The 13,532-nt window shown below is 73.1% G+C and carries 8 protein-coding genes and 8 pseudogenes; 4 read left to right on the top strand and 12 right to left on the bottom strand.

The genetic code is table 11. The features are described from left to right. Nucleotides 1-133 precede the first annotated feature (133 nt). The 3 genes and pseudogenes from G5V59_RS31915 to ligA all read right to left on the bottom strand — a co-directional run bounded on the left by G5V59_RS31915 (nt 134) and on the right by ligA (nt 3,280). Nucleotides 134-661, bottom strand: coding sequence for a prolyl oligopeptidase family serine peptidase (locus G5V59_RS31915; RefSeq protein WP_278260191.1), 528 nt, complete (start codon nt 659-661; stop codon nt 134-136). Continuing rightward, a pseudogene (locus G5V59_RS31910) lies at nt 573-1,190 on the bottom strand (CocE/NonD family hydrolase); the annotation flags it as partial. The gene G5V59_RS31915 and the pseudogene G5V59_RS31910, both read right to left, overlap by 89 nt. Next, nucleotides 1,187-3,280 (bottom strand): annotated as a pseudogene (gene ligA / locus G5V59_RS31905) (NAD-dependent DNA ligase LigA). The pseudogenes ligA and G5V59_RS31910, both read right to left, overlap by 4 nt. A gap of 203 nt (nt 3,281-3,483) precedes the next feature. On the opposite strand from ligA, the gene G5V59_RS31900 reads away from it, so the two are divergent. Genes G5V59_RS31900 through G5V59_RS31890 form a run of 3 tightly spaced genes read left to right on the top strand, consistent with a single transcriptional unit; the run spans nt 3,484 to nt 5,689 of the window. Further along, complete coding sequence (locus G5V59_RS31900; RefSeq protein WP_278259130.1) at nt 3,484-4,239, top strand: TetR-like C-terminal domain-containing protein; 756 nt, start codon at nt 3,484-3,486, stop codon at nt 4,237-4,239. A gap of 5 nt (nt 4,240-4,244) precedes the next feature. Continuing rightward, nucleotides 4,245-5,492 (top strand): MDR family MFS transporter, encoded by a 1,248-nt coding sequence (locus G5V59_RS31895; RefSeq protein WP_278259129.1) that lies wholly within the window; start codon nt 4,245-4,247, stop codon nt 5,490-5,492. Then, on the top strand, nt 5,453-5,689 hold the full coding sequence (locus tag G5V59_RS31890) for a hypothetical protein (RefSeq protein WP_278259128.1): 237 nt from the start codon (nt 5,453-5,455) through the stop codon (nt 5,687-5,689). The genes G5V59_RS31895 and G5V59_RS31890 overlap by 40 nt, the downstream gene beginning before the upstream one ends. Nucleotides 5,690-5,931: 242 nt before the next feature. Here G5V59_RS31890 and G5V59_RS31885 read toward each other — a convergent pair. From G5V59_RS31885 to G5V59_RS38155, 7 genes and pseudogenes are all read right to left on the bottom strand, one after another. Then, nucleotides 5,932-5,976, bottom strand: a pseudogene (locus G5V59_RS31885) (hypothetical protein); the annotation flags it as partial. A gap of 85 nt (nt 5,977-6,061) precedes the next feature. Beyond that, nucleotides 6,062-6,280 (bottom strand): annotated as a pseudogene (locus G5V59_RS31880) (DJ-1/PfpI family protein); the annotation flags it as partial. Between the two features lie 68 nt (nt 6,281-6,348). After that, nucleotides 6,349-7,335 (bottom strand): hypothetical protein, encoded by a 987-nt coding sequence (locus G5V59_RS31875; protein WP_278259127.1) that lies wholly within the window; start codon nt 7,333-7,335, stop codon nt 6,349-6,351. A gap of 117 nt (nt 7,336-7,452) precedes the next feature. Beyond that, nucleotides 7,453-8,549 (bottom strand): annotated as a pseudogene (mnmA, locus tag G5V59_RS38170) (tRNA 2-thiouridine(34) synthase MnmA). Between the two features lie 27 nt (nt 8,550-8,576). Next, nucleotides 8,577-8,966, bottom strand: a complete 390-nt coding sequence (locus G5V59_RS38165; protein WP_341351079.1) for an aminotransferase class V-fold PLP-dependent enzyme — start codon at nt 8,964-8,966, stop codon at nt 8,577-8,579. Next, on the bottom strand, nt 8,920-9,609 hold the full coding sequence (locus G5V59_RS38160) for an aminotransferase class V-fold PLP-dependent enzyme (RefSeq protein WP_341351078.1): 690 nt from the start codon (nt 9,607-9,609) through the stop codon (nt 8,920-8,922). Before G5V59_RS38160 ends, G5V59_RS38165 begins: the two co-directional genes overlap by 47 nt. Next, on the bottom strand, nt 9,557-9,754 hold the full coding sequence (locus tag G5V59_RS38155; RefSeq protein ID WP_341351077.1) for a hypothetical protein: 198 nt from the start codon (nt 9,752-9,754) through the stop codon (nt 9,557-9,559). The genes G5V59_RS38160 and G5V59_RS38155 overlap by 53 nt, the downstream gene beginning before the upstream one ends. A gap of 84 nt (nt 9,755-9,838) precedes the next feature. On the opposite strand from G5V59_RS38155, the pseudogene ppk2 reads away from it, so the two are divergent. Beyond that, a pseudogene (ppk2, locus tag G5V59_RS31850) lies at nt 9,839-10,732 on the top strand (polyphosphate kinase 2). Between the two features lie 86 nt (nt 10,733-10,818). On the opposite strand, the pseudogene proB reads toward ppk2, so the two are convergent. Both proB and obgE read right to left on the bottom strand, forming a co-directional pair. After that, nucleotides 10,819-11,947, bottom strand: a pseudogene (gene proB / locus G5V59_RS31845) (glutamate 5-kinase). Next, nucleotides 11,940-13,504: pseudogene (gene obgE, locus G5V59_RS31840) on the bottom strand (GTPase ObgE). Before obgE ends, proB begins: the two co-directional pseudogenes overlap by 8 nt. Nucleotides 13,505-13,532: the final 28 nt, after the last annotated feature.

Raw genomic sequence — 13,532 nt, 5'->3', positions numbered from 1 at the left:
GCCGCCAGTGCTCCCCGGCCCCAGGTCGTGGCGGCTCGCCTCTGACGCGTGCCGCGCACGGTGAACAGACCGATCGTGGCCGGCACCAGCAACGCGACTGACGCGAGCAGGACCCCCTCCAGCACTTCAGAGATCACCGCAGAAGAGTACGCCGGATCAGCCCAGGCTGCCGCCGCAGGAACCGGCCCGTCTCCTCCATCGCAGCGCCGAACTGCGGGCCGAAGGCGTGGCCCTCGCCGGCGTAGGTCCGCAGGGTCACGTCCACGCCCGCCCGCCGCATCAGCCGCACGGTCGTCCGGCTCCAGGCGATCGGGCAGGTGTCGTCGGCGGTGCCGTGCAGCACGAGAACGGGTTCGGTGATGTCGCCGAAGTAGGTCCGGGCGCTGATCCCCGCCCAGAACGCCGGCTCCTTGGCCGGATCGCCGTGCGCGGCCAGGACCGCGCGGGTCGCGACGCCTCGGCTGTCGTCGCTGCGGATGAAGTGCTCGAAGTTCTCGGCGGCGTCGGAGCCTGACCGAGGCGAAGACCACTCCCGCGCGCACCAGACCGGGCTGCGCGGCCAGGGCGTTCTGGACGACGCCGCCGCCCATCGAGCGGCCCACCAGCGCGACCCGCCCGTCGGCGACGGGGCCGTCCCAGGCGCGCAGCGCGAGCACCGCATTGATGACGTCCTCGGTGTAGCCCATCCGCATGTCCAGGCCGCCGCTGCGGTCCGGGCTCGACCCCGCGTGGCCGCGGTAGTCGACGTGCAGGGCGACGTACCCGTGCTCGCCGAACCACGCGCGCTCCCGGGTCATCCCCTGGCCGTTGACGTAGACCGCGGGGTCGATGTAGCCGTGCGCCAGCACCACCGCCGGGAAGGGGCCCTTGCCCTCGGGCACCGCGAGCCGGCCGGACAGGGTGAGCCCACCGCCGCGGTAGGTCACCTCGTACTCCCGGTGCCGGGGGCCGCGCAGCACCTCCTCGCCCAGCCGCAGACCGCGGCCGTCGTAGGTCTTGCGGGCGAGGGCGGGCAGCGACACCGGGTCCGGTACGGCGGACGGATTCGTCGAAATGCTCGTCGAGGGGCTCGGAGACGGGGCGCGGGCGGTGGTCGCGGAGGCGCGCGGCGCGGGCGGGTCCGCCTCCGGCGCACCGCTGCAGCCGCTGACCAGCAGCGCCACGACGACCGCTCCGAGCGCCCGCCTCATGCCGGCCCGTTCTCCAGCAGGGCCTTGAACCCGTCCTCGTCGAGCACCGGGACGCCGAGTCTGCTCGGCCTTGTCGGCCTTGGAGCCGGCGTTCTCCCCGACCACGACGTAGTCGGTCTTCTTCGACACCGAGCCCGCCGCCTTGCCGCCGCGCGACAGGATCGCCTCCTTCGCGGAGTCGCGGGAGAAGTCCTCCAGCGAGCCGGTGACCACCACGGTCAGGCCCTCCAGCGTGCGGGCGATCGAGGTGTCCCGCTCGTCCTCCATCGACACCCCGGCGGCGGTCCACCGGTCCACGATCGCGACGTGCCAGTCGATCTCGAACCACTCGATGACCGCCCGCGCGATGGTCGGCCCGACGCCCTCGGCGGCGGCCAGCCTGCTCCTCGGTCGCCGCCCGGATCGCCGCCATCGAGCCGAACTCCTGCGCCAGCGCGCGTGAGGCGCTCGGGCCGGTGTGCCGGATCGAGAGCGCGACGATCACCCGCCACAGCGGGACGTCCTTGCGGGCGTCGAGGTTTGCGAGCAGGCTTCTCGCCGTTGGCGCTGAGCCTGCGGGCCCTCCTCGCCCTTCTTCGGCGCCCGGGTGAACAGCGGCGCCGAGCGCAGGCTTGTCGGCGTCGAGGTCGAACACGTCGCCCTCGTTGGTGATCGCCCCCGCGTCGAGGAGGGCGACCGCGGCCTCGTAGCCCAGGCCCTCGATGTCGAAGGCGTTGCGGCTCGCGACGAAGAAGACCCGCTCGCGGACCTGGCCGGGGCACTTCTCGTGGTTGGGGCAGCGGCGGTCCTTGTCGCCCTCCTTCTGCTCGACGGTCTCGGTCCCGCACGCGGGGCAGGTCGTCGGGGGCACCCACGGCTCCAGCCCGTCCGGTCGCAGCGGCAGCACCGGCCCGACGATCTCCGGGATCACGTCGCCGGCCTTGCGCAACACGACGGTGTCACCGGGGCGGACGTCCTTGCGCTCGACCTCGTGGAAGTTGTGCAGGGTGGCGTTCTCGACGGTCGAGCCCGCCACCTTGACCGGCTCCATCACGCCGTACGGCGTCACCCGGCCGGTGCGGCCCACGTTGACCGCGATGTCGAGGAGCCGGGTGTTGACCTCCTCGGGCGGGTACTTGTAGGCGATCGCCCAGCGCGGCGCCCGGCTCGTCGAGCCGAGCCGGCGCTGCAGGGCGACGTCGTCGACCTTCACCACCACGCCGTCGATCTCGTAGGGCACGATCGTGTGCCGGTTCTCGCCGGCGTTCGCGATGTAGGCCTCCACCTCGGCCAGGGTCGGCACCACCCGCACCTGCTCGGAGATGGGCAGCCCCCACGCGGCCAGCGCCTCGTAGGCCTGGGACTGCGCGGTCGGCTCGAAGCCCTCGCGCGCCCCGATACCGTGGCACACCATCCCGAGCGCGCGGGTCGCGGTCACCCGCGGGTCCTTCTGGCGCAGCGACCCGGCGGCGGCGTTGCGCGGGTTGGCGAAGGCCGGTTTGCCGGCCTCGGTCATCGCCACGTTGAGCGCCTCGAACGCTTCCGCGGGCAGGAACACCTCGCCGCGCACCTCGACCAGGTCCGGTACGGCGTACTCGTCGGTGGGGGTCAGCCGGTGCGGGATCGCCGCGATCGTCTTGACGTTGGGCGTCACGTCCTCGCCGGTGCGCCCGTCCCCACGGGTCAGCGCGCGGACGAGGCGGCCCTTCTCGTAGAGCAGGTTGATCGCCAGGCCGTCGACCTTGAGACTCGCACAGCAGGGGCGGCTCGCCGACCCCCTCGCGGGCCAGCCGGGAGTACCACGCCGCCAGGCTCCTCGCCCGAGAAGGCGTTGTCCAGGCTCTCCATCCGCTGCAGGTGGTCCACGGCGGTGAAGTCGGTGGACACGGCGCCGCCGACCTTCTGGGTGGGCGAGTCCGGCGTCCGCAGACTCGGGGAACTCCTCCTCCAGGCTCCTCCAGGCGCCGCATCCGGGCGTCGAAGTCGGCGTCGGAGAGGGTCGGCTGGTCGAGCACGTAGTAGCGCCACCGCGCCTCCTCGACCTCGTCGGCGAGGGTCGCGTGCTCGTCCCGGGCCTCGGGGGGTACGACGGGGAGGTCGGCCTGGCTCATGGAGGACATCTTGCCGGTCACCACCGACCGTGCGCTGCCCGGCGCGGCGCGATGTCGGTGGTCACCGGCAGGCTCGTCACAGCGGGTGGGACTGCTGGCCGGGAATGAAGGGCACCGCCCCCCACTTGACAGAACGAAACCGTTCCGTACTATCTATGTGGAACGAAACCGTTCCGTTCCATCCAAGACGTCAGGAGGTGCCCGTGGTCCCCCGCATCAGCCGCCGTGAGGCGCCCGCCCGCCCCCGCATCGAGGGCGACCGCGAGCAGGAGATCTTCGACGCGACCATCGCGGTCCTCGTCGACGTGGGCTACGACCGGCTCACGATGGACGCCGTCGCGGCCAAGGCGAAGGCGTCGAAGGCGACGCTGTACCGCAAGTGGGACGGCAAGGCCGCGCTGGTGATCGACGCGCTCATGTCGCAGAAGTCGCCGGTCGAGGTGCCGCCCGACACCGGCAGCCTGCGCGGCGACCTGCTCGCGATGTTCTGCGGGCACGGTGGCCTGACCGACCGCCACCAGACCGCGCTGCTCGGCAGCGTGGTCACCGCGATCGGCAGGGACCCGGAGTTCGCCGCGGCGTTCCGGGAGCGGTTCATCGCCCCGAAGGTCGCCGTCGGCCGCGAGGTCTACGAGCGGGCCCAGCAGCGCGGCGAGCCTGCGTCCCGACATCGACCTCGACATCCTCACCGCGGCGCTGCCCGGCATCGTGCTGCACCGCGGCTTCCTCCTCGGCGACCCGCCGACCCCCGACCTGATCGCCCGTGTCGTCGACCAGGTCATCCTCCCCGCCGCCACCCGCGGCTGACCCGCACCCCCTCTCCACCACCCGAAGGAAACCGCCATGACCGACGTCGAATCACTCGACCCTGCGGGGACGACCTCGCCCGCAGAGCCCGAGGTGAAGCCCAGCAAGCACGCCGGCCTCGCGCTCGTGCTGATCCTCACCGCCCAGGCTGATGGTGGTGCTCGACTCCACCATCGCCAACATCGCGCTGCCCTACATCGGCACCGACCTGCACATCTCCCAGGCCAACCTGACCTGGATCGTGACGGGCTACGCCCTCGCGTTCGGCGGCCTGCTCCTGCTCGGCGGCCGGCTCGGTGACCTCTACGGCCGCCGCCGCCTGTTCACCATCGGCCTGACGACCTTCGCGATCGCCTCGCTGCTCGGTGGCCTCGCGGCCAACGAGGCCATGCTGCTCGGCTCCCGGGCCCTGCAGGGCGTCGGTGCTGCGATGGCCGCGCCCGCCGCGCTGGCGCTGATCACCACCACCTTCCCGGCCGGCCCGGCGCGCAACCGCGCCATGGCGGCGTACGCCACCATGTCCGGCGTCGGCGCCGCGATCGGCCTGATCCTCGGCGGCTGGCTCACCGGCCTGGACTCCTTCGTGGGCCTCGACGTCGAGGGCTGGCGGATGACCTTCCTCATCAACGTCCCGATCGGCCTGATCGCCGCGGCCGCCGTCCCGCGCGTGCTCGCCGAGTCCGAGTCGCACCCCGGCGAGATGGACGTCCCCGGCGCCATCACCGGCACCCTGGGCCTGCTCGGCATCGTCTTCGGCCTGTCCCGTGCGGGCGAGGAGGCCTACGGCTGGGACCACCCGCAGACCATCGTCGCGCTGGTCGCCGGCCTGATCCTCCTGGTGACCTTCGCGGTCATCGAGTCCCGCGTCGCCCACCCGTTGCTGCCGGTGCGGATCTTCGCCAACCGGACCCGGGCCACCAGACTTCGCGGCCATGATGATCGCCCCCGCGGCGATGTTCGCGATGTTCTACTTCCTGAGCCTGTTCATCCAGCAGATCATGGGCTTCAGCCCGCTCCAGGCCGGCTTCGCGTTCCTGCCGTTCTCGTTCGGCATCGTCATCGGTGCGGGCCTGGCGTCCAACCTGGTCGCCCGGATCGACGCGCGCTTCCTGGCCGGAACCGGCACCCTGCTCGCGGCTACCGCGCTCTTCATGTTCTCGCGGATCCCCGTCGACGAGTCGCCGAAGGCCGTGCTCACGGCCCTGCAGGACGGCGGCGCGGACATCAACTACTGGACCCACCTGTTCCCGTACATCGTCCTGATGGCGATCGGCATGGGCCTGGTCTTCGTCCCGATGACCCTCACCGCGGTGCACCACGTCCGCGCGGGAGGACTCCGGCATCGGCTCCGGCGTGCTCAACACCATGCAGCAGGTCGGCGGCGCACTGGGCCTGGCGACGCTGAGCACGGTCGCGCTGCACTTCACCAACAGCCAGGCCGACAAGATCGCCAAGCCGATGGCCGACGCGATCGTCGCCGGCGGCGGCGACCCCACCGCACCGGTTCCCGGCACCGACCTGACCTTCCTGGAGGGCGCGATCTTCGGATCCAGGCTTTCCCGGAGGGTGCGGTGCACGCCTTCCTGGTGGCCTCGATGCTGATGCTGGCGGCCTCGGCGGTGATCTGGACGTTCCTCAACGTCAAGCACACCGAGCCTGGCCACGGACGCCCCGGAGGGCATCCACGTCGGCTGATCCACCCGAACGACGAGCAGGGCCCGCCGGGGCGATCCTCCGGCGGGCCCTGTCCCGTTCGGGGGGCTCAGCCCGCGAGCAAGCTGCTCGATCGCCTCCACGAAGGCCGGCACGTCGTCCGGCTTGCGGCTGGTGACCAGGTTGCGGTCGACGACGACCTCGGCGTCGACCCAGTCCCCGCCCGCGTTGCGGATGTCGTCCTGCAGGCTGGGCCAGGCTCGTCAACCGGCGGCCCTCGACCAGCCCGGCCGAGACCAGCAGCCAGGGTCCGTGGCAGATGACGGCGAGGGGCTTGTTCGCCGCGGCCACCTTGCGAACCAGGGTCTGCGCCCGCTGGTCGGTGCGCAGGTGGTCGGCGTTCACCGTCCCGCCCGGGACGACGAGCGCGTCGATGGTGTCGACGTCGAGATCGGCGTACGACCCGTCCGCCTCGATCTTCTGGGTGGGGTTCACGTCGCCCTCGGCGGCTTGGATCGGCGAGCCGTCGCGGGAGAGCACGCGCACCTCGGCACCGGCCTCGCGCAGGCGGTCGCGGGGTCCGACGAGTCTCGGGCTCCTCGACGTAGTCACCGGCGATGATGGCGACGACCTTGCCGCTCAGGTCGGGCATGACACAGGCTCCTCGTGGTGGGGGAACCATCCGTTACCCAGCGGCATCGCCGGCAGTCGGTCAGCCCAGCGAGCGCGCGACCGAGCGCACCAGCGCGGTGGTGCGGCGGGCGTCGGCGGACCCGGCGAGACCGCAGGCCGGGGTGATCACGACGTGCTCCCCCACCGTGGCCGGGTCGAGGCCGAGGAGGTCGAGCCAGCGCAGCACCCGCTCCACGACGGTCTTGTCGGTGGGCAGGCTCCCCCGACGTCGGTACGACGCCCATCGCCAGGGTCTCGCCGGCCTCCAGCGCCTCGGCGGCGGCGTCCATGCCCGCCGGTCCCAGCAGGTCCAGGTCGAGCATCACCCCGCGCGCACCGGCCCCGCGCAGCAGGCCGATCGGCACGTCCGGGGCGCAGCAGTGCACCCAGGGCGTGGCGCCGGCGGCGGCAGCGGCGCCGAGCACCGCCTCCAGCGCCTCGCTGGCCTCCGGTGGGTGGATGGTGCGGTGCCGGCCGAAGCCGGAGGCGGTGGGCACCGCGGCGGCGAGCACCGCGGGCAGGGCAGGCTCGTCGACCTGCAGCACCAGGCTCGGTGGCGCCGGGCAGCCGCCGGCGCAGGTCCGCGAGGTGGTCGGTGACCGCGAGGGCGAGCGCCTGGGCAAGGTCGCGGCGGGCGCCGTGGTCGGCCAGCGACTTTGTCGCCGCGCGGCCGCTCGACCGTGGCGGCCAGCGTCCACGGCCCGGTGACCTGCACCTTGAACGGGCCGGCGTAGTCGGCCGCCCGCTCCTCCAGGGCGTCGAGGTCCTGGGCCAGCAGGCTGCGCGCCCGGCGCTGGTCCAGCGGCATCGCGCCGGACGTGCCGGTGAGCCGCCAGCCGGAGGGCTGCAGGTCCGCGTCGAGTCTCGCCGACGAGGCCGAGGGTGCGCCCGGTCATCGCGGCGATCGCGCCGCGCCCCGGCACCTCGGGGAGGTACGGCAGTCCGGAACCGTCGACGGCGAGCTCCCCCCAGCACGACGGCCAGCGCCTCGTCGTACGCCTGCTGGGTGGTGCCGGGGAAGGAGCCGATCCCGGACGCCCTCACGCGGGCACCCGCTCGGCGACGGTGATGGTGGCCGAGCCGACGACGCGCGTGCCGTCGTAGACGACGACGGCCTGGCCGGGCGCGATGCCCTCGGCGCGGTCGATCAGGTCCACCTCGAGGATGCCGTCCCCCACGCGGACCACCGCGCGGTGCTCCGCGCCGTGCGCGCGCACTGCACGGTGACGTCCGGGCCTTCGAGCACGGCACCGGCAGGCAGCGCCGCGCCGCACCAGCGCAGGCGGTCGCCGGTGATCCGCTCGACCGCCAGGCGCTCGCGCGGACCGACGGTGATCGTGCCGCTGACCGGCTCGATGTCGAGCACGAAGCGCGGGCGGCCGTCGGGCGCGGGATGTCCCAAGCGGAGCCCCCGGCGCTGGCCGATCGTGTACGCGTAGGTCCCCTCGTGGTGGCCGAGCACCGTGCCGGTCGCCTCGTCGCGGATCTCACCGCCCTGGTTGGGCGCGCGGTCGCCGAGCTTCTCCCGCAGCCAGCCGGCGTTGTCGCCGTCGGCGACGAAGCAGATGTCGTGGCTGTCCGGCTTGTCGGCCACGAGCAGCCCGCGCGCGGCGGCCTCCTCCCGCACCTGCGGCTTCGGGGTGTCGCCGAGCGGGAAGAGCGAGTGCCGCAGCCTGCTGGTCGTCGAGCACACCGAGCACGTAGGACTGGTCCTTCGCCCCGTCCGCCGCCCGGTGCAGGCTCGACCCCGGCCGGCCCGTGCACCACGGTGGCGTAGTGGCCGGTGGCGACCGCGTCGAAGCCGAGCGCCAGCGCCCGGTCGAGCACGGCCGCGAACTTGATCTTCTCGTTGCAGCGCAGGCACGGGTTGGGCGTCTCGCCCGCGGCGTAGTCTGTCCATGAAGTCCTCGACCACGTCGGCGTGGAAGCGCTCGGAGAGGTCCCAGACGTAGAACGGGATGCCGATCACGTCGGCCGCCCGGCGGGCGTCGTTGGCGTCCTCGATCGTGCAGCAGCCGCGGGCCCCCGAGCGGTAGGACTTCGGGTTGCGCGAGAGCGCCAGGTGGATGCCGGTCACCTCGTGGCCGGCCTCGTGGGCGCGCGCGGCGGCGACGGCGGAGTCCACTCCCCCGGACATGGCGGCGACGACCTTCACGAGGGCACCTCAGGCGCGGGCCGCGCGGGCCCGCTCGACACACGGCGCGATGGCGGCGACGACGGCGTCGACGTCCGCCTCCGTGCTGGTGTGGCCGAGGCTGAAGCGCAGCGAGCTGCGCGCCTCCGCGGCCGAGCGCCCCATCGCGAGCAGCACGTGCGAGGGCTGCGGGACGCCGGCCGAGCAGGCCGATCCCGTCGAGCACTCGATGCCACGGGCGTCGAGCAGCATCAGCAGCGAGTCGCCCTCGCAGCCCGGGAGGCTCAGGTGCACGTTGCCGGGGAGCCGGTCGACGGGGTCGCCGTTGAGGACCACGCCCGGCACCTCGCGTCGTACGCCGGACACCAGGCGATCACGCAGCACGCTGAGCCGCGCGGCCAGGTCGGCCTGCTGCTTCACGGCCAGGCTCGACCGCGGCCGCGAAGCCCGCGATGGCGGGCACGTCCAGCGTGCCGCTGCGCACGTCGCGCTCCTGGCCACCACCGTGCAGCAGCGCGGTCAGGTCCACCTCGCGTCGTACGACGAGCGCTCCGACGCCCTGCGGGCCGCCCACCTTGTGCCCGGAGACCGACAGCGCGTCCACGCCGCTCGCGGCGAAGTCCACCGGCACCGCGCCGATCGCCTGCACGGCGTCGGTGTGCACCGGGATGCCGTGCGCGGCGGCGAGCCGGACGACCTCCTCGATCGGCTGCACGGTCCCGACCTCGTTGTTCGCCCACATCACGGTGATCGCGGCGACGGAGACCGGCTCGGTCTCGATCGCCGCGCGCAGGCCCTCGGGCGAGAGCCTCCCGTGGCGGTCCACCGGCAGCAGGTTGATGCCCGCGCCCTCGTGCTCCTCCAGCCACTCCAGCGGGTCGAGCACGGCGTGGTGCTCCACCGCAGAGGCGAGGATCCGCAGCCGGCGCGGGTCACCCGCGCGGCGCGACCAGTACAGGCCCTTGATCGCCAGGTTGTCGGCCTCGGTGCCGCCGGAGGTGAAGACCACCTCACCGGGCCGGCAGTTGAGCGCCTGGGCCAGCGTCTCGCGGGACTCCTCCACCACCCGGCGCGCGCGCCGGCCGGACGCGTGCAGCGAGCCTGGCGTTGCCCACCGCGCCGAGGTGCGCTGTCATCGCCTCGAGCGCCGCGGGGACCATCGGGGTGGTCGCGGCGTGGTCGAGGTAGACCGTCGGCACAGCGTTCATGGCGTCTCCCAGCGTACGGCGCCGCCGGGCGTCGTACCCAATGCGGCCACCTGCCGTTCACGCCGCTCTCCTAGCGTCCGGCGCATGTTGCAGGACGTGCCTGCGTACATCGACCGGCTCGGTGTCGACGGCCACCGCATCGGCGAGGACCACGACGACGACCCGGTGCTGATCGACCCCTTCGGCAAGGCCGTGGACACCTGGCGGGAGAACTACCCCTACGCCGAGCGGATGCCCCGCGAGGAGTACGACGAGCAGAAGTACCTGCTCCAGGTCGAGCCTGCTGAAGTTCCAGGCCTGGGCGCAGGCCAACGGCTCGCGGCACGTGCTGATCTTCGAGGGTCGCGACGCCGCCGGGAAGGGCGGCACCATCAAGCGCTTCATGGAGCACCTCAACCCCCGCTACGCCCGGGTCGTCGCCCTCACCAAGCCCAGCGACCGCGAGGCCGGGCAGTGGTACTTCCAGCGCTACGTCCAGCACCTGCCCACCGCCGGCGAGATGGCCCTGTTCGACCGCAGCCTGGTACAACCGCGCCGTCGTGGAGCGGGTGATGGGCTTCTGCTCCGAGGCCGAGTACGACACCTTCGTGCGACACGTCCCCTACTTCGAGGAGATGCTCGTCGAGTCCGGGATCACGCTCACCAAGTTCTGGTTCTCGGTCACCCAGGCCGAGCAGCGCACCCGCTTCATCATCCGCCAGGTGGACCCGGTCCGGCAGTGGAAGGCTCTCCCCGATGGACCTGGAGTCGCTGGACAAGTGGGCGGCGTACACCGAGGCGAAGGAGGCGATGATCCGTCGTACCGACACCGAGGTGGTGCCGTGGACGACCATCAAGTCCAACGACAAGAAGCGCGCGCGGATCAACGCGATGCGCCACTTCCTCTCCCGGTTCGAGTACGACGGCAAGGACGCCGGGGTCGTCGGGCAGCCCGACCCGCTGATCGTGCAGCGCGGGATCGACGCCGTCGGCGACTAGCCAGAGGGCTCCTGGGCGCCCGCGCAACTACCGAATTTGTCGTGAAGGGCGCGCCCGAACGACGAATCCGGTCGTTGCGTGGCGCGTCAGGAGCCCTGGAGGACGACGAGCGCGTCGCGGTGGATGACCTCGCGCTCGTAGCCCGCACCCAGGCTCACGCCGGAGGCTCCTTCGAGGAGCGGCCCAGCAGGGCGGGGACCTCGGCGGCGTCGAAGTTCACCAGGCCGCGGCCGACCAGTCCCCCGTCGGGGTCGAGCAGGTCGACCGGGTCGCCCGCCGCGAACTCCCCCTGCACGCCGGTGATCCCGGCAGCCAGGAGCGAGGCCCGGCGCTCGACGACGGCGCGCACGGCGCCCGGGTCGAGGATCAGCGCGCCCTTGCCCTCGGTCGCGTGGCGCAGCCACAGCAGCCGGGTGGGGCGGCGCTTGCCGGTGGTGTGGAACAGGGTGCCGACCGGCTCCCCCGCGAGCGCGGCGCCGGCCCGCTCGGCGGAGGTGAGCACGACCGGGATGCCGGAGCCGGTGGCGATGGCGGCGGCCTCGACCTTGGTGACCATCCCGCCGGTGCCGACTCCGGCGGCTCCGGCCGAGCCGATGGTGACGGCGTCCAGGTCCCCCGGGCCGCGTACGTCGGTGAGGAGCCGCGTCCCGGAGCGGGAGGGCGGGCCGTCGTACAGGCCGTCGACGTCGGAGAGCAGGACCAGCAGGTCGGCATGGACCAGGTGGGCGACGAGGGCCGCCAGCCGGTCGTTGTCGCCGAAGCGGATCTCGGTGGTGGCCACCGTGTCGTTCTCGTTGACGATCGGGATCACGCCGAGCTCGAGCAAACTTGGTGAAGGTCTGGTGGGCGTTGCGGTAGTGCGAGCGCCGGGTGACGTCGTCCAGGGTGAGCAGCACCTGACCGGCGGTCAGCCCGTGCCGGGCCAGGCTCCTCGGTGTAGCGGTGCACCAGCAGACCCTGGCCCACCGACGCCGCGGCCTGCTGCGCGGCGAGCCCGCGCGGCCGCTTCGGCAGCCCGAGCGGGGCCAGGCCGGCGGCGATCGCACCGGAGGAGACCAGCACGACCTCGGCCCCGCGCGCCCGCGCGGCGGCCAGGACGTCGACGAGCGCGCTCACCCGCTCGGGGTCGATGCCGCCGGTCGCCGTCGTCAGCGAGGACGAGCCGACCTTGACCACGATGCGGCGGGCGCCGGTGACGGCCCCCCGCTCACTCACCGGGGTCGTCCTCGGCCCAGTCGTCCTCGTCGGTGGCCGGCCGCACGTCCGGGTCCTCCTCCGAGCCGATCTCGTAGGACTGCGGGCCGTACTCGTCGGGCCGGTCGATCCGGCGGGCCACGTCCGCGCGGGTCTCGGTCTCGCTCCGCTCGCCCATGTGCTCCTGGATGTCGCGGCGGCGTGAGGCGGCCGGACGCTGCTCGTGGAAGCGGTCGTCCTCGCCCCGGCGCGAGAGGTTCTCCGCGCCCGCGTCGATGCCGGGCTTGAAGTCGAAGACCACGGAGTTGTCGGTGGGCCCGATGAGCACGGCGTCACCCTCCTCGGCACCCAGCCTGCAGCAGCCGGGCCTCGACGCCGAGCCGGTTGAGCCGGTCGGCGAGGTAGCCGACGGCCTCGTCGTTGCTGAAGTCGGTCTGGCGCACCCAGCGCTCCGGCTTGGTGCCGCGCACCCGCCAGCCCGCACCCGTGCGCTTGACGGTGAAGCCGTCGTCGTCGACCGCCTTGGGGCGGACCACGATCCGGGCCGGGATCTCCGAGGCCTTCGCGCGCCGGGCCTCGGCGACGATCTCGGCCATCGCGTAGATCAGGCTCGCGGGTGCCCTCGCCGGAGACCGCGGAGATCTCGAAGACCCGCAGGCCGCGCTCGCGCAGACTCGTCGAGGACCAAACCGGCGATGCCGCGGCCGTCGGGGACGTCGACCTTGTTGAGGGCCACCAGCCGCGGCCGGTCCTCCAGGCCGCCGTAGCGGCGCAGACTCGTCCTCGATCACGTCGAGGTCGTCGGCCGGGTTGCGGCCGGGCTCCAGGGTGGCGGTGTCGAGCACGTGCACCAGCGCGGCGCAGCGCTCGATGTGCCGCAGGAAGTCGTGCCCCAGGCCGCGGCCCTCGGCGGCGCCCTCGATCAGGCCGGGGACGTCGGCGACGGTGAAGGTGATGTCGCCCGCGGTGACCACGCCGAGGTTGGGGACCAGGGTGGTGAACGGGTAGTCGGCGATCTTGGGCCGGGCCCGCGAGATCGCCGCGATCAGGCTCGACTTGCCCGCGCTGGGGAAACCGACGAGACCGATGTCGGCGACGACCTTGAGCTCCAGGACGACGTCCAGGCTCGTCACCGGGCTCGCCGAGCAGCGCGAAGCCGGGCGCCTTGCGGCTCTTGGAGGCCAGCGCGGCGTTGCCGAGACCTCCGCGGCCGCCCTGGGCGACCACGATCTCGGTGCCGGGCACCACCAGGTCGGCGATCACCTCGCCGTTGCGCTGCTTGACCACGGTGCCGGCCGGCACGGCGAGGACCAGGTCCGCCCCGTGCGCGCCGTTGCGGCGGTCGCCCGCCCCGTGCCCGCCGTGCTCGGCCTTGCGCTGCGGGCTGTGGTGGTAGTCCAGCAGCGTGGTGACGTCGGGGTCGACGCGCAGGATGATCGAGCCACCGGGACCGCCGTTGCCGCCGTCGGGGCCGCCGAGCGGCTTGAACTTCTCGCGGTGCACCGAGGCCACGCCGTTGCCGCCGCGACCGGCAGCCACGGAGAGGGTCACGCGGTCGACGAAGGTGGGCACGGCCATGGGATCAGTCTTTCAGGAGAAATGGACG

It is taken from the genome of Nocardioides convexus (assembly GCF_011090295.1).
This window is presented reverse-complemented; position numbering and strand designations above follow the sequence as displayed.

Excerpts from the sequence above, each read along its gene's own strand:
- G5V59_RS31915 (WP_278260191.1), bottom strand. The coding sequence starts at position 661 with ATGCGGTGCTCGCGCTGCGCGCCTGGGACGGCCCCGTCGCCGACGGGC.
- G5V59_RS31890 (WP_278259128.1), top strand. The coding sequence starts at position 5,453 with ATGCAGCAGGTCGGCGGCGCACTGGGCCTGGCGACGCTGAGCACGGTC.
- G5V59_RS38155 (WP_341351077.1), bottom strand. The coding sequence starts at position 9,754 with ATGAACGCTGTGCCGACGGTCTACCTCGACCACGCCGCGACCACCCCG.